Source organism: Cobetia sp. QF-1 (assembly GCF_002213105.1).
Taxonomy (GTDB): domain Bacteria; phylum Pseudomonadota; class Gammaproteobacteria; order Pseudomonadales; family Halomonadaceae; genus Cobetia; species Cobetia crustatorum.
This window is the reverse complement of record NZ_NBVS01000001.1, coordinates 739981-759552: the sequence shown is the minus strand read 5'-3', so window position 1 is coordinate 759552 and position 19572 is coordinate 739981. Positions and strand designations below refer to the sequence as shown.

Annotated in this window: 14 protein-coding genes and 1 pseudogene; 13 read left to right on the top strand and 2 right to left on the bottom strand. The window is 52.0% G+C overall.

Annotated elements, in window-relative coordinates:
- Positions 1–11: 11 nt before the first annotated feature.
- The 12 genes and pseudogenes from CFN46_RS03350 to CFN46_RS03295 form a co-directional block, all read left to right on the top strand.
- Complete coding sequence (locus CFN46_RS03350; RefSeq protein ID WP_088742657.1) at positions 12–794, top strand: DUF4391 domain-containing protein; 783 nt, start codon at positions 12–14, stop codon at positions 792–794.
- Between the two features lie 29 nt (positions 795–823).
- Complete coding sequence (locus CFN46_RS03345; RefSeq protein WP_088742656.1) at positions 824–2704, top strand: site-specific DNA-methyltransferase; 1881 nt, start codon at positions 824–826, stop codon at positions 2702–2704.
- Positions 2705–2715: 11 nt separating this feature from the next.
- Positions 2716–5748, top strand: a complete 3033-nt coding sequence (locus CFN46_RS03340) for a type III restriction-modification system endonuclease (RefSeq protein ID WP_088742655.1) — start codon at positions 2716–2718, stop codon at positions 5746–5748.
- Between the two features lie 10 nt (positions 5749–5758).
- Positions 5759–6094: a hypothetical protein gene (locus tag CFN46_RS03335; protein ID WP_141103622.1), complete on the top strand. Its 336-nt coding sequence runs from the start codon at positions 5759–5761 to the stop codon at positions 6092–6094.
- Positions 6084–6632: an ABC-three component system protein gene (locus tag CFN46_RS03330; protein ID WP_088742653.1), complete on the top strand. Its 549-nt coding sequence runs from the start codon at positions 6084–6086 to the stop codon at positions 6630–6632. Before CFN46_RS03335 ends, CFN46_RS03330 begins: the two co-directional genes overlap by 11 nt.
- Positions 6632–7138, top strand: coding sequence for an ABC-three component system middle component 5 (locus CFN46_RS03325; RefSeq protein ID WP_217897771.1), 507 nt, complete (start codon positions 6632–6634; stop codon positions 7136–7138). Before CFN46_RS03330 ends, CFN46_RS03325 begins: the two co-directional genes overlap by 1 nt.
- A complete protein-coding gene (locus CFN46_RS03320) occupies positions 7128–9053 on the top strand; it encodes an AAA family ATPase (protein WP_088742652.1) in 1926 nt (641 codons plus the stop codon). Before CFN46_RS03325 ends, CFN46_RS03320 begins: the two co-directional genes overlap by 11 nt.
- Before the next feature lie 204 nt (positions 9054–9257).
- A complete protein-coding gene (locus tag CFN46_RS03315; RefSeq protein ID WP_088742651.1) occupies positions 9258–9692 on the top strand; it encodes an elongation factor P hydroxylase in 435 nt (144 codons plus the stop codon).
- Positions 9693–9846: 154 nt separating this feature from the next.
- On the top strand, positions 9847–10893 hold the full coding sequence (locus tag CFN46_RS03310; protein ID WP_024953376.1) for a Fe(3+) ABC transporter substrate-binding protein: 1047 nt from the start codon (positions 9847–9849) through the stop codon (positions 10891–10893).
- A gap of 140 nt (positions 10894–11033) precedes the next feature.
- A complete protein-coding gene (locus CFN46_RS03305) occupies positions 11034–12833 on the top strand; it encodes an iron ABC transporter permease (protein ID WP_246116623.1) in 1800 nt (599 codons plus the stop codon).
- Positions 12834–12979: 146 nt separating this feature from the next.
- Positions 12980–13516 (top strand): HPP family protein, encoded by a 537-nt coding sequence (locus CFN46_RS03300; RefSeq protein WP_176426397.1) that lies wholly within the window; start codon positions 12980–12982, stop codon positions 13514–13516.
- Positions 13517–13770: 254 nt separating this feature from the next.
- Positions 13771–14925, top strand: a pseudogene (locus CFN46_RS03295) (DEAD/DEAH box helicase); the annotation flags it as partial.
- Positions 14926–15643: 718 nt separating this feature from the next.
- Here the strand turns inward: CFN46_RS03295 and CFN46_RS03290 are convergent.
- Positions 15644–16210 (bottom strand): hypothetical protein, encoded by a 567-nt coding sequence (locus CFN46_RS03290; RefSeq protein WP_246116624.1) that lies wholly within the window; start codon positions 16208–16210, stop codon positions 15644–15646.
- Between the two features lie 89 nt (positions 16211–16299).
- On the bottom strand, positions 16300–17091 hold the full coding sequence (locus tag CFN46_RS03285; RefSeq protein ID WP_051511154.1) for a TatD family hydrolase: 792 nt from the start codon (positions 17089–17091) through the stop codon (positions 16300–16302).
- A gap of 482 nt (positions 17092–17573) precedes the next feature.
- Between CFN46_RS03285 and CFN46_RS03280 the strand changes: the two genes are divergently transcribed.
- Positions 17574–19511, top strand: coding sequence for an ATP-binding cassette domain-containing protein (locus CFN46_RS03280; RefSeq protein WP_024953382.1), 1938 nt, complete (start codon positions 17574–17576; stop codon positions 19509–19511).
- The last annotated feature ends 61 nt before the right edge of the window (positions 19512–19572 follow it).

The following is a 19572-nucleotide window of genomic DNA, read 5'->3' as shown; positions in this document are numbered from 1 at the left end:
CAGGGTAAGAAATGGATATTCATAACCTCGAAGATTTCCTGGATAGCTTGCAGGTTCCAGCTTCTTGCCAGCTTAATAAGCCGGTTTACAAAAAGATGTTCCTTGATATGGGAGCACTGGACGCAACCGATAAAGTCTGTCTGAAGGATGATGTCAGCAAAATTCGTTGGCTGTATACCTTCAAGCCCGGCACGATCAACGTTCCGGCCTACAGGGATTCCGAACGTGAATATGAAGAGGTGGCGATTCTTCTGGTCGAGTTGACTAGTCGTACAAGGATCAAGCGTATAGCAGGTTTTATCCAGCGCTCAATTCCGTATCCTCTCGTGTTGATATTTTCCAATAGTTTCGAAGGGCAAGAATATATTTCGACCAGTGTTTCCGATAAGCGGATCAACCTGGCTGATAAAGAAAAATGGGTTATTGAGGATACTGTGTACTCTGACTGGATAAACCTCCGGGAACAATCGGATGAAGAGGCCGCTTTTCTACACAGTCTATCTATCAACAACCTTTCCTTTAAGAACTTTTGGGACTTCTACAAATCATTTACAAAGCGTGTTATAGCCATTAATTGCGCTGAGCATAGTGGCTTATTTTCTTTGGGCGAGGCCGGAGAACCTGAACAAGGGGGCAGGCTTGGAAAGCTTAAAGAGCTGGAGCGACTTGAAGTTCATAAGACGGAACTTGCCAACAGGCTAAAAAAAGAGAAGCAGATGGGGCGTCAGATTGACCTCAATACACAAATTAAAAAGATTAAAGAAAAAATGTCCGCCATCAAAGGCAGTCTTTGATTAAACCGAATTTGATAAAAGGTAGCAATATGGAACAAGTTAAATTTGAAGACGGACAAAGTCTGGACGTGATATCAGAGAATATCGATAGGCTAAAAGAGCTTTTCCCTGAAGCTTTCTCTGAGGGAGCGGTGAACTTCGATACCCTTCGTCAGTTACTTGGTGATGCTGCCGTTCTGAATGAGGGTGAGGAAAAGTTTGGGCTGAGTTGGTATGGAAAAAAGAGGGCGAGACAGATCGCGTTAACCCCCTCTACCGGGACTTTGCTTCCATGCCCGGAAGAGAGTGTGGACTGGGATATAACAAAAAATTTGTTTATTGAGGGTGATAATCTTGAAGTGCTAAAGCTGCTTCAGAAGAGTTATGCGAACAAGGTTAAGATGATTTTTATCGATCCCCCTTATAATTCTGACAATGATTTTATATATCCTGACAAATATTCTGAGGGGCTAGATACATACTTAAAATACACCGGCCAAAAATCCGAAGAAGGTGATTGGGTTGTTAGTGATAGCGGGAGGGAGACTACGGGAAGGAAGCATACTAATTGGTTAAACATGATTTACCCAAGGCTGAGAGTTGCCAAAAATTTGTTATCTCAGACTGGGGTATTGTTTATAACAATTGATGATAACGAGCAGAGTGTATTAAAACAAGTTTGTGACGAAATATTTGGAGAGGAAAACTTTGTTTCATGTGTGGCTTGGCAAAAAGTTTTTGCAAAAAAGAATAAGGCATTAATTTCTGGTAGTCATGATCACATATTGGTTTACACTAAGAATATTGAGCTCTGGGCGAGAAACCTGTTGCCGCGTTCTGACAAACAAATCAAAGCATTTAAAAATCCTGACAATGATCCACGGGGAGCGTGGCAGAGTGTTTCATTTTCAGTTCAGAGTGAAAATGAAAAAAAGAGAATTCCATATAGATATAAAATCACGTTGCCTTCCGGGCGTGAAGTAATGCCTCCAGCCGGTAGGCATTGGAATGGTTTGCCCGATAAGTATGATAAGCTAAAGAATGATAATCGTATTTGGTTTGGTGCCGAGGGAGATAGCCCACCCCGAGAGAAGGTTTTTTTGACAGAAGTTCAAGGTGGTATCGTCCCCGACACATGGTGGCGTCATGAGGACTCTGGAAACAATCAAGAAGCCAAGAAAGAAATACTAGAACTCTTTGGTGAGGGGGAGCCGTTCTCTACCCCTAAACCGACAAGATTGATTGAGCGTATGCTTCAAATATCAACTAGTAACGACTCAGGTGATATAGTTCTTGACTTCTTCTCTGGCTCGGCAACTACGGCTCATGCTGTATTAAAATCAAATAGTTCAGACCAAGGTAATAGACGCTATATTATGGTCCAGCTTCCGGAACCAACTGGTCGACAAGACTATAAAAACATCTTTGATATTGGTGTTGAGCGAGTTCGACTGGCGGCGAATAAAATAAAATCAGATAACCCTTTGTGGGATGGGGATATCGGTTATAAAGTTTTTAGGTTGTGTCAATCAAATATAAAGACTTGGAATCCAGATGCTTCTGACTTAGACGAAAGTTTGCTAGCTAACATAAATCATATTGTTGAAGGTAGAACTGAACTCGATATTCTTTACGAGTTGCTCCTGAAGCGTGGCGTAGACCTAGCCGTTCCAATTGAGAGCCGCGAAATTGGTGGGAAAAATATTTATTCCATCGGTTATGGTGTTCTCTTTGCTTGTCTGGATGAATCTATAAACCGTGAGCAAGTGGAAGATGTAGCGCAGGGAATTCTGAATTGGCATAAGGAGTTAGCGCCGAGCTCCGAGACTCACGTCTTCTTCCGTGACAGTGCGTTCCGTGATGACGTTTCAAAAACCAACATGGCCGCCATCCTTGAGCAGAATGGCATAAGCCATGTGCGCAGCTTGTAAGGAGCGTTTTTATGAAGCTGCATTTTGAAGACGATCTTGACTACCAGCAATCCGCGATTGAATCGGTGGTAGGCCTGTTCAAGGGACAGGAAATCTCACGCTCGGAGTTTACAGTGACGTATAGGCCTGAGTCCGGGCCGCAGACTGCATTGGGTTTTGATGAAAATTCCTTGGGTATCGGTAACCGCTTAAAACTTATTGATGATGAAATCCTGGAGAACCTGAAGACTATCCAGCTTGCCAATGGCCTTCGCCCGTCTGAGAGCCTGGCAAGCGGTGATTTTACTGTCGAGATGGAAACAGGGACAGGTAAGACCTACGTCTATCTCCGTACAGTCTTTGAGCTCAATAAGAATTACGGCTTTTCCAAGTTCGTGATTGTTGTGCCGTCAGTCGCGGTTAAAGAAGGCGTTTATAAAACGCTTCAGATCACGCAGGACCACTTTGAAGGGCTCTACCCGAAAGCGAAGGGGTACGAATACTTCCAGTACAACTCATCTAAGCTTGGACAGGTGCGCAATTTTGCAACCAGTTCGAACATCCAGATCATGGTCACCACTGTCGGGGCTATCAACAAGAAAGAGGTCAACAACCTCTATAAGGAAAACGAAAATACCGGCGGTGAGAAGCCCATTGATCTGGTGCGCGCAACCAACCCCATCATCATCGTCGATGAGCCCCAGAGCGTTGACGGGGGGCTGACCGGCAAGGGAAAAGAAGCCCTTGCCGCTATGAACCCGCTTTGCACTTTGCGGTATTCGGCGACTCACATCGATAAGCATCACATGACGTATCGCCTTGATGCCGTAGATGCCTATGAGCGCGGTTTGGTAAAGCAAATCGAGGTTGCCTCGCTCGAAATTGATGGTGGGCATAACAAGCCCTATGTCCGTTTGGTCTCTACCCATAACCGGAAAGGATCAATCACGGCCAAGATCGGGATTGATGTTCAGCGCGGAAAAAATATCCGTCGTGAAATCCTGACTGTCGAAGACGGTGACGACCTGGAGCAGATTGCTAACCGGGGCATCTATGAAAATATGCAGATCGGCACGATTACGTGCGGCAAAGACAATGAGTCCATCGAGGTAAAAGGTGACGGATTAGATGAAGTCTTGAGGCCTGGTGATGCAATTGGCGGCGTTGATTCGGATGCTGTTAAGCGCATGATGATCCGCCGGACGATCAAGGAGCATCTGGACAAGGAACTGACCTTTGCGGCCAACAAGCAACTGATCAAGGTCCTGAGCCTGTTCTTTATCGATAGTGTCGAGCATTACCGGCAGTACGATGCAGACGGCAATCCGGTTAAAGCTAAGTACGCCAAAATGTTCGAGGAAGAGTACCGGAAGCTGGCTAAGTCAGCCGACTACCAGAGCCTCTTTGCCGAGATCGACCTTGATATGGATGCGGCAGAGGTACATGAAGGCTATTTCTCTATCGATAAGAAAGGCAAGTCTGTCGATACTGCCGAAAACAATCAGTCCAACAGGGACAACGCCGAGCGTGCCTATAACCTGATTATGAAGGACAAGGAAAAGCTCCTGTCCTTTGATACCAAGCTGAAGTTCATCTTCTCCCACTCTGCGCTGAAAGAAGGCTGGGATAACCCCAACGTGTTCCAGATTTGTACCCTCCGTGACATGGGGAGTGAGCGGGAAAGGAGGCAAACGCTTGGGCGTGGTTTGCGTCTGTGCGTCAATCAGGAGGGCCTGCGCCTTCGTGGCAATGACATCAATACATTGACCGTCATTGCTACGGAAAACTACGAACAGTTCGCCGAAAACCTCCAGAAGGAGATTGAGGAGGATACCGGCATCCGCTTCGGTATTGTCGAGCAGCACCAGTTCGCCACGATCAAGACCGTAGATGATAAAGGCCAGGTATCCAACCTTGGTGTCGAGCAATCCGAGAAGATATGGCAGTCCCTGAAAGACGAGGGCTTTGTCGATGCCAAGGGCAAGGTGCAGGATACTTTGAGAACCGCCATCAAAGACGGTTCGTTTGCGCTACCTGAAGAGATCAAGCAGGAGCTTGCCGCTCAACATGGCGATGAGCAGGCCAAGGCCATAGCCGTCGATGTGCAGGCCGTGCTTCGTAAGCTTGCTGGCAAGCTGGACATCAAGAATGCCGATGACCGGCGCACAATCCGGACCCGCGAGGCGGTCCTTCAAAGTGAAGAGTTCAAGGCGCTCTGGGAGCGGATCAAGTATAAGACCACCTATCGTGTCGAGTTCGACAACGACAAGCTGATAGCGGATTGTGCCGAGGCCATTCGCGATTGCCCGCCGATCACGAAGACGCGGGCGCAGTTCCGGAAAGCTGACATAGCTATCGGAAAGGGCGGTGTGACAGCCGATGAGACTTCGGCGTCCGGTTACACGACGCTCCATGACGATGATATCGAGCTGCCGGATATTATTACCGATTTGCAGGACAAGACCCAGCTCACCCGTAAGAGCATTGTCCAAATCCTTCGTGACAGCATGCGGCTGGAGGATTTCAAGCGGAACCCGCAGCAATTTATCGATTACTGTTCGGAGTCCATCAACCGGACCAAACGCTTGGCTCTGGTGGACGGGATCAAGTACCGGAAGATCGGGGAAGAGCATTTCTACGCCCAAGAGTTATTCCAGCAGGAAGAGCTGAAAGGTTACCTGAAGAACACGCTGGAAACGCAGAAGTCTGTCTACACCCATGTTGTCTATGACTCTGCCGGTATCGAGAAGACCTTTGCCGAGGACCTGGAGAAGAGCGAGAAGATCAAGGTTTACGCCAAGCTGCCATCCTGGTTCAAGGTACCCACCCCGCTTGGAACCTACAATCCGGACTGGGCCGTTGTTGTAGATGATGAGGGTGAAGAAAAACTATATTTCGTCGTTGAAACCAAGGGCAGCACATGGTGGGGTGACTTGCGCCACGCCGAAGGCGCGAAGATCAAGTGCGGCGAGAAGCATTTCGAGGAAATTGCTTCCGGCACAGACGAACCGGCCAGGTACATCAAGGCCACTGGTGTTGATGGCATGATGGATTATGTGGGGTAAGCTGGCAGACATGGATAAGACTTGGATCACAGCGATAAAGGTTACAGGGCCGGTCGGAGTTGTCGGCTTTCTCCTTTGGGCTTTAATGAGTTTCCTCTTCCGCGAGGACGTTATCGGTTTGTTCGGCAGCGAAAAGCTTTTCATTCTTGCTGTGATTCTAGTCTCTTGCTTATTTATTGCTCTGATAACAGCAATTCTAGTGTATCGGGATACCAAGAAGGCGGGTGTTAACCCGCCTGAAAATCAACCGCAGGGTAATAAGGTCATTATTAACAGGTCTAAAATCGATGGCGATTTTGTCATAGGAAACAAGACCGTGAACTCAAGGAAAGATAATGACCAATAACGCAAATGTTTCCAAAAGTTCGTTCGGCGATTTTGTTCAAGGGGACAAATACGTCAATGCGCCAAGCTTACTACCGCTAGAAAAGGCCATTGCAGCTATCCAGGCAAGTATTGTTGATAACCCTCAAATGGAAGAAATTATTGAGGAGCTTGCTGAATATACGACAAACAGGCCTGGTAGAGAAATCATCGGGGTTGAAAAAAAGCTTGAGAACGGCGAACGAAAAGATTTAATTGACAATGCCGTCTATCTGAAAAATAAATTCGAAAGATATCTTGCAAAGAGGCAGCTGTCGCTCGTTGAGCAGCATGTTCATGTACACGTTCTTGCAATGATAGATACGACTTTTAACCAAAAAATAAGGCCTTTGATTTTAGATGATAGGTCTAAATCTGAAGTCGATACAGCAGTGCATGAATATATAATAGAGCCAGTATATCAGTCGATTGTTGGATATAACAGTTCGGTAACATCCAGTCTGGTTGCCGGGATGTTGTATTTCCTGACAGGCAAATGCCATTTAATTTGGGGGAAATAATGCTTATCTATCACCCCGCATATGACATAAATCACTGTATCTACAGGATGCTTCTTGTTCTGGAGTCGAGCGATGTTGAAAGCTTCGATTGGGATGTCTTTAGAATGATGGATTACTATGTATTATTCCCCCATATTTTAAAGAGAATTGAGCCGTTTCCTGCCGCTTTGAGGGCTTACAGAAAGATTTTTAAGGCGCTGCCGGAGGCTTATGAAGTTATGCGGAATGATAAGCGTATCTTCTTCGAGCTGGAGGCGATCCAAAATACTAGTATACAGAACCTGATGGCAAAGGGCCTGGTTTGTCCGGATAAATTCAAGGACCGGATTGTGGTGAGGTCAGATAACGAGATTCCAGAGCGGATACGTGAAGCGATAAAAACAGATAATACAGCAGGTCAGGAATGGTTCCGATGTGTTGTCAATGAGCTACCTCTTATCAATTTCGAGGGTAAGAGTGGATTAAAGGCTAGGTCTCAACTGATGGAGTATCGATATGATGGATAGAAGTCACAGGGATAGCGTGAGACCTTTTCTTCAAGTTAAAAGATTCTGCGTTTTAAAATCCGGTGGGTTTGTTTACGACCAGCCCTTCCAGCTTGGTGTCAACATCATCAGGGGTGACAACGGAACCGGTAAATCCACCATCATGGATTTGCTCTATTTTGCGCTCGGTGCAGAGTTGAGTGATTGGACAGACGAGCAGGAACGGTGTGATGAAACTCTTGTTGAGGTTCTTATAAACTATAAGCCATTCACTTTTAAAAGGGAGATCGTCTCGTCTGGAAAAAGTGCTATGTATATTTTCGAAGGGACTATTGATGCCGGTTTGTCAGCAGGTAGCAACTGGTTCAGGTTCCCTTATGCACGAAGCGTAGATACACACAGCTATTCACAAGAAATTTTCAATCTTCTGGGCTTGCCATCGCATAAAATCGATGAAAGCAAGAATTTAACCATGCACCAGATATTACGTCTGATGTATGTAGACCAATTGTCCGAGACGACAAAGCTTCTCAAAGAAGACAAGAAGTATGATAACGCTTCTATACGGCGGGCAATTGGCGAATATTTGCTTGGCATTGATGATCTTGAAGCACATAATTTGCGTCAGGAGCTTATTAAGTCCAATTCTGAATTTGATAGCGTAAACTCCGAGCTGAAAGCGATATATCGGTTCATAGGTTCTGATAACTCAATTCTAAGCTCAGCGCAAATCGATAACGAAATCAGTGAGCTTGAAAAGAAAATAGAAGCTCTGGAAAATGACCGTAAGGATGTCAGAAAGAAAAGCGCTGAAGCTCTTAATGACGATATAAAAGCGCGTGTTATTGAGATAAACGATAAGCTTGAAGATCTTTCCTCTAAAGAATACGATCTGATAGAAACTAAAGATGAAATATCTACGGAGTTGGTTGATACCAGTCTTTATATTAACTCGCTTTACTCTCGTGTGAAGTCTCTTGAGCAATCCAGGCTGGCGAATTCTGAAATTGGCGAGCTAGTATTCAAATATTGCCCCGCTTGCCTGTCACCTCTGGAGGATCATACCGAGGAAGGTCATTGCACATTGTGCAAGTCCGACCTAGCTAGTACCGAAAGGCATTATTCATATATTCAAATGTCAAACGAGATAAACTTCCAGATCAAGGAAAGTAAAAAGCTCGTAGAGGTGTTTCATGAGGAGCTGAGTTCAATCAATTCTACCCTCAGCTCGATACGAAGAGACATTGTCACCTTAAAGAAAGAATATCTTTCGCTGAGTTCGACAGCTGACAATATCGATGCGGCGCTTTCACAAATCGGTATCGAGATCGGATACCGTAGAAGCCAGATCGTTGCATTAAATGATAAGCGCGAGATGGTGGATCAGATTGCCGCGCTTGTGGATAAGAAACAGACCATAAATAAGACAATCAGTGGCCTAAACGAAAGGCTTGAGCAAATAGAAGCCGCTAATAAAAACCGTTACCTGGAGGTATACTCCCATATCGAAGAGATTGCCGCGTCTATTATCAGGGAGGATGGTGGTTACGAGAGCGTCTTCGAAAATGTGGAGGAAGTTACGCTCGACTTTGGAAAGGACAAAATGTATGTCAATGGGCGGTCAAAATTTTCGGCCAGTTCAATGACAATTATGAAAAATGCTATCAGGATGGCAATCTTTATTCATTGCGTCGGAGACAACCAGGGCAGGCTCCCGAGGTTTTTGATGCTGGATAACGTGGAGGATAAAGGAATGACTGAAGAGCGAAGCCAAAATTTCCAAAGGGTAATAGTTGCTGCTTGCGATCAACTGACTGACGATTACCAGCTTATTTTCACCACTTCTATGATCGACCCGGCGCTAGATAAAACAGATTACGTTGTCGGTCCGTTCTACAAGAAGGGCGATCATACATTAAAATTTTCGAGTGCTTAGGACATAGGCTAGCATAGGGTCGGTGCCGGGTTCTTGTAAAACACCTGTTACTCTGACGCAGGCTTTCAAAACGCCTTAGGTGCATATTGTCTTTATGGGGGCTAGATCGTAAAAGTGTACAAAAGCAAAATTTTATCGTCATTTTGTACATTTCTAATGATATTTTCTGGTTTCCAAGCTGGAATCATTGGTCTTTGTTAATCAATGGGTTATGCATGTACATATGTGGTCATGAGATTACTAGAGCTTAGCCACTGGTGCATCGCGGGTGCTGCTCGCCGTCTCAAGGAAGACTACGGCTATTGGTACGCGCCTGACGGGCGTGATACTGAGCAGCAGACAGCCTTCGAGAGTGTGGAAGTCGCCCCGCAGGCGCTGGAGATGCTCTTCCACGCTGCGGTGGACAAGCCGTTTCATGTCAGCGTTGATAATCTCGGGCTTGAGGTTGATCGCGACGCCTTTGCCCAGCGAGTTACTCAGCGGGCGGCAGAGTATGAACAGAATGGCATGCCTGCCCGTGCTGCAGCCTTCTGTCATGCACTGAAAGATGTCTGGCAGCGTGGCCTGACAACGGAAGACGCGATAAAGCGAGCACTACCGCTATTGCCCGCGCGGGGACAGGATGGGCGGCTGTCATGATGCAGTGGCGGGATTGCGTATCATGCAAGTCAGCGTTGCACTCACGTTGCGGTCGCAAAGGCTTTGTGATTAGAATGATTCGCATTGTCACAATCATTCTGCTTTTCCTGCATCGTCGGGTATAAGGCAGAGACCTTTTGAACAGGGGCATTCGATGACTGCTGTATCCACGATTTCTGCATCCTCCTTCCGTAAGCTGTTACTTGGCGCGCTTGTTGGTGCTACTGCGGTCACCGCGTTGCCGGCGCAGGCTCAGGAAGAGGTCAATGTCTATTCCTATCGCCAGGCTTATCTGATTGAACCGTTCCTCAAGGAATTCACCGAGGAAACTGGCGTCAAGGTCAATGTAGTATTCGCCAAGCAAGGCTTGGCAGAGCGTCTCAAACGCGAAGGCCGCAACACGCCTGCTGACGTGTTGTTGACCGTCGATGTGGGACGCCTGCAGGAGCTGGTCGATGAAGAACTGGTCAAGAGCGTCAATGACGAGGTCATCGAGGCCAATCTGCCTGCGCAGTATCATGGTCCGGAGAATCAGTGGTTTGGTATCACTACGCGCGCCCGTGTGCTCTATACCAGCGTGGATCGTCTTGAAGCTGGTCAGGTCTCGAGCTATGACGACCTGGCTGATCCGAGCCTGAAGGGCCGCGTCTGCTCACGTGCCGGTGATCACCCGTACAACGTCGCGCTGATTGCCTCACGTATCGCGCACAATGGCGAAGAAGCGACTCGCGAGTGGCTGGAAGGCTTCAAGAACAATCTGGCGCGTAAGCCGCAAGGTGGTGATCGTGATCAGATCAAGGCGATTCGTGACAACGTCTGTGACGTGGCCATCGGCAATAGCTATTACTACGGCAAGATGCTGGATAATGACGAGCAGCGTCCGTGGGCCGAGAAGGCACGCATCGAATTCCCGGATCAGAACGGCGTTGGCACGCACATGAACATCTCCGGCATGGCGATGACCAAGTACGCGCCGCATGAAGAAAATGCACTCAACCTGATGCGTTTCCTCACCGAGAAGACCGCTCAGCACATGTATGCCGAGGTCAATTTCGAGTATCCGGCCAATCCGGAAGCAGAAAGCTCTGAACTGCTCACTTCCTGGGGTGAGTTCAAGCAGGATGACTTGTCACTGACGGAAGTCGCCAAGTACCGCAAGCGCGCCGCGCAGATGGTCAATGAAGTCGGCTTCAACCAGTAAGGACGCTCGCCGACGGAAAATACCGCCGGACGAGGCGTCATGAACGAAGAGGGGCTGTCGCGATGCGACAGCCCCTCTTCGTTTGCGTAAACCATGTAAAATAGACGCAATTGCAGTTGGCGGGATAGCGAGGAAGTCAGATGACGCAAGGCAAGCGGCTGTTGGCAGAGCAAGGTGCAGGCCTTGAGGATGCTCCTTTCTCGACAGGGAGTACGGCAGGGGGTTCAACAGTGGGTATTGATACGACAGCAGACGACGCTGCTATTCGGCGCCGACAGCGTCGTCTCGGCACCCATATGGGTTGGTTCGTCACGGCCTGGGGGGTCGCTGCACTTGTTGTCATGCCGGTGTTGGCCATTATCTGGTTGGCACTCTTTGGGGATGATGGCAGTGATCAGGCGGGGGTCGGAATATGGCCACATCTGGCATCTACTGTACTGCCGGATTACGTGATGACCAGCCTTGCGCTAGTCGCAGGCGTGGCGATACTCAGTGGCAGCATGGGTGTGGTCTCGGCTTGGCTGACCACCATGTATCAGTTTCCGATGCGGCGGACCTTTGAGTGGTCGTTGCTGCTGCCGTTCGCGATTCCTGCCAATGTGATCGCCTATATCTATACTGATGTCTTCGAGTACGCGGGACCCTTTCAGGGTGCGCTGCGGGCGCTGTTTGGCTGGAATTCACCTCAGGATTACTACTTTCCCGAGATCAGGAGTCTGGGCGGCGCCATCATCATGCTATCGCTGGTGCTGTTTCCCTATGTCTTCATGCTGGCGCGCTCAGCGTTTCTTGATCAGTCACCTTCGCTGAGAGATGCCAGTCGTACACTGGGCTGCAATGGCTGGCAGAGTTTCTGGCGCGTAGCGTTACCCAGTGCTCGCCCGGCGATTGCCGTCGGGCTGGCGCTGGCCATGATGGAAGCGCTCAACGATTTCGGCACGGTGGACTATTTTGCCGTGCGTTCGCTGACGGCAGGCATCTTTAATGTCTGGCTCAATATGGGCAGCCTGCGCGGTGCCGCCCAGATCGCTCTGTGTCTGATGATCTTCGTAGTAACGCTGATCTGGCTTGAACGCCATGCACGTCGCCGTCAGCGTCAGTTCGGTAAGGGCGATCGCTATCGCCGCTATCAGCGTCCCAGGCTAACTGGCTGGCGTGCGGCACTGGCATCGTTGGCGTGCTTGCTGCCGCTGTTATTCGGCTTTCTATTGCCCGTTGGGCTGTTGGCGCGCCACGCCATTCGCTACTTCGATGAGTCGTGGACACTCGACTTCGCCGGCTACGCGCTGAATAGCTTGATGCTGGCGGTCAGCGCTGCAGTGTTGACCCTGATCATTGGTGTATTGCTGGCCTATGCCAAGCGACTGGACCGTACTGCCAGCGTACAGCAGGCACTCAAGTTATCGAGCCTCGGCTATGCCATGCCCGGTGCGGTACTAGGCTTGGGTGTACTAGTACCGCTCGCAGGCTTCGATAATGCGCTTGATAGCTTCCTGCGTGCCAACTTCGGTATCTCCAGCGGTCTGCTGCTGACCGGCACTATGGGCGCGATCATCATCGCTTATGTTGTGCGCTTTCTGGCGATTGCTGCCGGGGCGATCGAATCGAGCCTCGACAAGGTCACGCCATCGATGGACATGGCAGCGCGCTCACTGGGGGAAAATACGCTCTCGACGCTCCGACGCGTGCATCTACCGCTGATTCGCCCCGGTTTGCTGACCGCAGCGCTGGTGGTATTCGTCGATGCCATGAAGGAGCTACCCGCTACGCTACTACTGCGGCCCTTCAACTTTGACACTCTCGCCACGCATGTCTATCAGTACGCTTCTGATGAAATGCTGGAGCAGGCGGCTCTGCCAGCGTTAGTGATTGTTGCAGTCGGTATCCTGCCGGTCATCGTGATCTCGCGCACTATCGTGGCCTCGCGTAGCGAGAGCTAAGTCTAAGTCAGCTAAGTCTGGCGATGCATGAGCTTATTGCCATACAGCAGTTGCTCGTACTGCGTGCTTCGCATAGTGTGCCCTGCTCGATAAATAGCGTGTCTTGCTCAACAAGCACGCGATGAATACCTGTGGATATTGAAGATATGATCAAGCCTTACGTTGCCAAGATGCGTGGCGGGCCTTTAACACGAGGCAAGCCTCATATTGCTGATGCGCTGTGGTCATGGTTGGGTGCCTTTCTTGGCATGGCACTGATTGGCTGGTTGTCTTCGCACTACTTTGCGGTCAGTTCATTGTTGTTGGTGGGGTCCTTCGGTGCTACCTCAGTACTGTTATATGGTGCGCCCCATAGCCCTCTGGCCCAGCCGCGGAATGTGGTAGGAGGTAACATGCTGTCGGCACTGGTGGGCGTGGCCTGCTTTCAATGGCTGGGCGACGGCTGGTTGGCGGCCGCGATGGCAGTCTCGGTGGCATTGTTGGTGATGCAGATGACGCACACTTTGCATCCGCCAGGCGGGGCGACAGCACTGATTGCGGTAATTGGTGGCCCGACGTTGCATTCTTTTGGTTACTGGTATGCCTTGCTGCCCGTAGGGTTTGGATGTGTCGTCATGCTGATGCTGGCTGTGCTGATCAATAATCTCGCCCGTCATCGTCGCTATCCCCTGCACTGGCATTAAGTCAGGTCATTCGGTTCGACAGCGACATGAGTCGTGGTACGTCATCAAGTCGCCTTCTGCAGTCATGCTCGGAAGATGGTAGACTGGGGCATCGCCTGACGCGAGCGACTGGCAGCAGTCCGACGAGGTCTCCCTGACCGACTCCTTCATCTCTGCGCCTGATACGCCTCGCTCCCCCTTCCCGGCACGTGCCCGGCCAGGCGCTATTCCTTAATGATCGACCAGTACGTGGCCGGTCAGCCGAAGAGATATTGATGACTGAGACTACTGCCAATTCCGTCCCGGCTTTTGCCGCCTTGGGGCTGTCTGCTCCTATTCTTAAAGCAATTGCTGAGATGGGCTATACCACGCCTTCTCCGGTGCAGGCAGGCGCGATTCCTGCTGTGCTGGAAGGCCGTGATGTCATGGCTGCCGCGCGTACAGGTACCGGCAAGACCGCTGGTTTTGCACTGCCGCTGGTTGAGCGCCTGAGCCAAAGTACCCCCGCAGGTGCCCGCAAGATCAAGGCCTTGATCGTCACGCCCACACGCGAGCTGGCCGCACAGATCGACGACAACGTCACTGCTTATTCACGTCACCTCAAGCTGCGTAATGCGGTGGTATTTGGCGGCGTGAAGATCAACCCGCAAATCAGCCGTCTGTCGACCGGTGTCGAGATTCTGACGGCCACGCCGGGGCGCCTGCTTGATCTGCACTCTCAGAAAGCCATCGACTTCTCTGATCTTGAAACACTGGTGCTGGACGAAGCTGACCGCATGTTGGACATGGGCTTCATTCACGACATCCGTCGCCTGCTCAAGCTACTGCCGACCAAGCGTCAGACGCTGCTGTTTTCAGCGACGTTCTCCGATGAAATTCGCAGCATGACCAGCAAGCTGCTTAATAATCCGGTTGCCGTGGAAGCTAGTCCGCGTAACTCGGCTGCCGAGAAAGTCGAGCAGCATATCCACACCGTGGAGAAGAGCCACAAGCCTTCACTGCTCAAGCACCTGATCATCAAGGAAGACTGGCGCCAGGTGCTGGTCTTCACCCGAACCAAACACGGTGCCAACCGTCTGGCCACCAAGCTTGAAAAGTCAGGTATCAGTGCCGCGGCGATTCATGGCAACAAGAGTCAGAATGCGCGCACCAAGGCGTTGGCTGGTTTCAAGAATGGCGAAGTACGTGTGCTGGTCGCGACCGACATCGCGGCACGTGGTCTGGATATCGAGCAGCTGCCGCAGGTCGTGAACTACGAATTGCCCAATGTGCCGGAAGACTATGTACACCGTATCGGTCGTACCGGTCGCGCCGGTGCCAGCGGGCGTGCCATTTCACTGGTATCCAGTGATGAGCGCAAGGAGCTGAACGGTATCGAGCGTCTGCTCAACGGCAAGCTCAAGCGTGTTGTCGTGGAAGGCTTCGTACCGGAAGTCGATGTCGAGCCGGAACGTGAGCCACGCCAGCCACGTGGCGGTCAGCGCTCTGGCGCTGCCAAACCGGGTGCCAAGCCAGCCAGTGGTCAACGTTCTAGTGGACAACGCACGGGTGGTCAGCGCTCTGACGGTAAGCCGGCCAGTGAAGGTCGTGGCAATGGCGGCGGCCAGCGTACGGGCGGTCAGCGCTCTGATGGTCAGCGTTCTGGCAGCAAGCCGGCCAGTGAAGGTCGTGGCAATGGCGGCGGCCAGCGTACGGGCGGTCAGCGCTCTGATGGTCAGCGTTCTGGCAGCAAGCCAGCCAGTGAAGGTCGTGGCAATGGTGGCGGCCAGCGTACGGGCGGTCAGCGCCAAGCGACACCGCGTGTTGTGCAGGATGATGATAATCGTGGCAACCGCGCGCCTGCACCACGTGAAATTGATGGTAATCGTGTTGCATCACGCCCAGAGGTTGATGGCAATCGTACATCGGCTGGTCAGCCGTCGAAGGATGAGCAGCCGCGTCGCCGTACTCGTGGGGGCCGTAATCGCTCCAGTGGCGGTAATGGTGGTCAGTCCAGCTGATAGGCCTGATGCCGTAAGTGCTGATTGGTACTCATCTCGGTACTGCACATGAAAAATGCCCCGGCAACCAATGGTTGCCGGGGCATTTTGTATTCTGAGCGCTTACGAGCAATGGCACATCCGTCATCAGGTCGATGCTGGGTAGATGTCAGACATCCTCTTCCCAATCGATCTCATAATCCGGACCAGTGCCATTGATCACCTCGTCGCCACGCACGCCATCGCCACGCAGGCGAGTATGGATGGCGAGCATGACCAGCACTTCGTTGTCGGGGCGGAAAGGCTGTAGGCCTTGTTCAAACATCATGTTGTTGCGCTCACGCGCCCACTCGCCTGGTGAAAGTTCAGGATAGAGCCCTTCCGCGGGTGCGAACTCGATGAAGGGGTCCATGTTGTAAGCATCGAACAGGCGCGCGAGAGAGTGCTCATCATCATTGATGCCAGTGGTATAGAGCGTGGTCTGGTAATAATCTTGCTCCAGCTCCTTGAGGACGTCGAGTGGGCTGACACCGAAGCTCCTCAAGTCCTCAAGGCTATAATCGCCTAGCTCGAGTAGCTCATCATCGAGCCATTCATCGTCAGGCTGGATCAAGACATGTTTCATCTGACCGTCAGGCAGTGCCCAGGCGATGGCTAGCGGTAGGCTAGAGTCTTCTCCAGTCTCGACGGCGATGAAGGCCGGAAAGTCGCCAGTTTCGGGTTCATACTCGTGCATGATCGTGTCCACAGCAGGTGAAATCGGAAGTAATGGCGTGTTAGCAGGCATGCTGAGTATTTTTCCAGAATGATCTTCCGAATTCAGTCTCAGCAGGTCGGTAGACGGAAGAAGCTCGTGGCGGTGCGGGTGGTGACATCGGCTAATTCGTCAATTTCCATGTCACGCAATGCCGCGACCTCGGCCAGAATCCACACCAGTAGCGAGGGTTCGTGGCGACGGCCTTTTAGCTTTGCTGGCAGGTTGCGTGGCACCAGGTAGGGGCAATCCGTTTCCAGCATCAAGCGCTCCAGCGGAATCTCGCGGCATAGGCTACGTAGATGTTCGCCACGGCGTTCGTCACATAACCAGCCGGTCAGGCCAATATGTAGATCCAAGTCTAGATAACCATAGAGCGTATCGCGCTCGCCGGTGAAACAGTGCACCACGGCATGCGAAATATCGTCGCGCCAATGCGTGAGCATCTCGAGCATCTGGCGGCCAGCATCGCGCTCATGAAGAAAGAGCGGAAGGCCACTTTCAGCGGCCAATGTCAGCTGGGCTTCAAAGGCCTGTGTCTGTTCTTGAGGTGTCGAGAAATTACGATTGAAGTCGAGACCGCATTCACCTACCGCGACCACCTCAGGTTGGCTGAGTAGCTCACGGATACCGCTCTCTACACTACGGTTCCACTGACTGGCATCGTGAGGATGCACGCCCGCAGTGGAAAATAGTCCGTGATAGCGAGCGGCCAGTCCACGCGCATCACGTGAGCCATCGAGACTTGTCCCCGTCAATATCTGCTGTTGAACACCGGCAGCACGAGCCCGCAGAAGCACACCTTCGATATCACTGGCGTAGCTTTCATGCGTCAGGTTGGCACCGATATCCACTAGTGGCATTGGGCTAGCGAAGCGTAGCTCCGGCGCCAAGCGAGTCAGAGCTTCCTTTCTCCCTTCTTCGTCAAGGGACAGATCCGCACATTCATCAGCAAGTGCGACGTCAGAGAGACCATCAACGGAATAGCGCGGCAGAGCAGCGGGGTCGGCATGCGGGAGAAGTGCGGACATCAGATACCCTTGAATCACGGTAAGACAGAGGAGGTAGGCACGGGGAAGATAGTCATGGAACAGGCAAACAATACAAGGAGCGGCCAAGCAGACCATTGTGCGGTCCGCCATTCTACCTAAGCCGAGCCTGTATTTCAGTCTTCGATCGTTATTGCAGATAACGCGAACGTTGTCTGTGCATCGCCTGCACGTCATGCCTCGGGTAGAATGGCCTCATTCACCAGCGAATCTCGCTGGCGACGGCTCCCGCCGTCAGATTCCCACTTCCTCCGTGGCCTTCCCGGCCATGGACACGTCACGAGTCGCTGTTGCACATGGCATTGTTACGACTGGAAAATCTTCAGCTGGCCTATGGTCACCACGTTTTGCTCAATGGCGCCGACCTTGTGGTCGAGCGCGGTGAGCGCCTGGCACTTGTTGGCCGTAACGGCACGGGCAAGTCCACGCTGCTCAAGCTGATTACCGGCGAGTTCCAGGCGGACGCCGGTGAAATATGGAAGGCACCTGGCCTCAAGATCGGTGTGTTGTCACAGGACCTGCCGGCTCCAGAAGGCCGCACCATCTTTGATATCGTCGCAGAAGGGCTCCCGAAGGCCGGGGCCTTGTTGGCCGAGTACCATCATCTGGTCAGCGATCCGGACCCGGATCTCAAGCGCCTTGAACACGTTCAGGTCGCGCTGGAAAGCGTCGATGGCTGGCAGTTCCAGCAACGCATCGACAACGTGCTGACCCGGCTAGGTCTGCCGGAAGATACGATGATGGAAGACCTGTCGGGTGGCTGGCGTCGTCGTGTGGCTCTAGCGCGTGCATTGGTGTCTGACCCTGACTTGCTGCTGCTCGATGAGCCGACCAACCACCTGGATCTCGACACCATCGCCTGGCTGGAAGAGCAGGTCGCCGCCTTCTCTGGCGCCGTGCTGTTCATCACGCACGATAGGGCCTTCCTCAAGCGTCTTGCTACCCAGATTCTGGAGCTGGATCGCGGCCGTCTCGGACGTTATCCAGGCGACTACGAAGGCTACCAAGCTCAGAAGCAGCATGAGATGGACGTCGAGGCGAAGGAGAACTCCGAGTTCGACAAGAAGCTGGCTCAGGAAGAAACCTGGATCCGGCAGGGGGTCAAGGCGCGCCGCACCCGTAACGAAGGCCGCGTACGTGCACTGGAGAAGATGCGTGATGAACGTGGCCAGCGCCGCGAAGTGCAGGGCCGTGCGCGTATCGCCGTCGACACCGCCGAGCGCAGTGGCAAGCGGGTCGTGGAGCTGGAAAATGTCAGTTATCGCTACGATGAGACGCAGGATCAGTGGGTTATCCGTGACCTGAGTGTCGAGATTCAGCGCGGCGACAAGGTCGGTCTGCTGGGTCGCAACGGCGCGGGCAAGACGACACTGTTGCATATTCTGCTCGGCCAGCTCGAAGCCAGTGAAGGCAAGCGCATCGAAGGGACCAAGCTGCAGATCGCTTACTTCGATCAGCTGCGCAAGGGCCTCGACATGGAAGCCACCGTCTACGATAACGTCGCGCGCGGCAGCGACCGTGTCACGGTTGGCGGGCGTGACATGCACGTGATGAGCTATCTGCAGAACTTCCTGTTCACGCCGGACCGTGCCCGTCAGCCGGTGCGCTCGCTGTCAGGTGGTGAATCCAATCGCTTGCTGCTGGCGCGTCTGTTCACCATGCCGGCCAACGTGCTGGTACTCGATGAGCCGACCAACGACCTGGATGTCGAGACGCTGGAGCTGCTGGAAGAGCTACTGCTCGACTTCGACGGCACTGTGCTGTTGGTTTCTCACGACCGTGCCTTCATGGACAACGTGGCCACCAACATTCTGGCCTTTGAGGGTGAAGGACAGGTTACACCTTATGTCGGTGGTTACAGCGACTGGGTGCGTCAGGGCGGACGTCTGCCGTCTGCCCCCTGGGAGCAGGAACGCGAGCGTCAGGAAAAGCATCGGCGCGAAGCTCGCGAGGAAGATGAACGCCGTCAGCGTGAGGAAGCCAAGGCGCAGCAGGCGAACAAGAAGGTCAAGTTGGCCTACAAGTTTCAGCGTGAGCTTGATTTGATTCCGGCGGTCATCGAGAAACTCGAGGGCGAGATCGCAGCGCTTGAGGCGTCTATTGCAGCACCGAGTTTCTATGCTGGCGAGGCGACGGCCATTACCGCCACGCTTGAGAAGCTCAGTCACAAGCAGAAAGTGCTGGAAGAAACAATGGAGCGTTGGATGGAACTCGAAGCTATGCAGGAAGGCTGATAGACGACACCGAGTACCATGTCGTCACAACAAGGGCTGCCCATGGGCAGCCCTTGTTGTG

Bases quoted from the DNA above. Each gene is read 5' to 3' on its own strand.
- CFN46_RS03350 (WP_088742657.1), top strand. From the start codon at position 12: ATGGATATTCATAACCTCGAAGATTTCCTGGATAGCTTGCAGGTTCCA.
- CFN46_RS03300 (WP_176426397.1), top strand. From the start codon at position 12,980: ATGATCAAGCCTTACGTTGCCAAGATGCGTGGCGGGCCTTTAACACGA.
- CFN46_RS03345 (WP_088742656.1), top strand. From the start codon at position 824: ATGGAACAAGTTAAATTTGAAGACGGACAAAGTCTGGACGTGATATCA.
- CFN46_RS03320 (WP_088742652.1), top strand. From the start codon at position 7,128: ATGATGGATAGAAGTCACAGGGATAGCGTGAGACCTTTTCTTCAAGTT.
- CFN46_RS03315 (WP_088742651.1), top strand. From the start codon at position 9,258: ATGGGTTATGCATGTACATATGTGGTCATGAGATTACTAGAGCTTAGC.
- CFN46_RS03285 (WP_051511154.1), bottom strand. From the start codon at position 17,091: ATGCCACTAGTGGATATCGGTGCCAACCTGACGCATGAAAGCTACGCC.
- CFN46_RS03340 (WP_088742655.1), top strand. From the start codon at position 2,716: ATGAAGCTGCATTTTGAAGACGATCTTGACTACCAGCAATCCGCGATT.
- CFN46_RS03310 (WP_024953376.1), top strand. From the start codon at position 9,847: ATGACTGCTGTATCCACGATTTCTGCATCCTCCTTCCGTAAGCTGTTA.
- CFN46_RS03330 (WP_088742653.1), top strand. From the start codon at position 6,084: ATGACCAATAACGCAAATGTTTCCAAAAGTTCGTTCGGCGATTTTGTT.
- CFN46_RS03280 (WP_024953382.1), top strand. From the start codon at position 17,574: ATGGCATTGTTACGACTGGAAAATCTTCAGCTGGCCTATGGTCACCAC.
- CFN46_RS03290 (WP_246116624.1), bottom strand. From the start codon at position 16,210: ATGCACGAGTATGAACCCGAAACTGGCGACTTTCCGGCCTTCATCGCC.
- CFN46_RS03335 (WP_141103622.1), top strand. From the start codon at position 5,759: ATGGATAAGACTTGGATCACAGCGATAAAGGTTACAGGGCCGGTCGGA.
- CFN46_RS03305 (WP_246116623.1), top strand. From the start codon at position 11,034: ATGACGCAAGGCAAGCGGCTGTTGGCAGAGCAAGGTGCAGGCCTTGAG.
- CFN46_RS03325 (WP_217897771.1), top strand. From the start codon at position 6,632: ATGCTTATCTATCACCCCGCATATGACATAAATCACTGTATCTACAGG.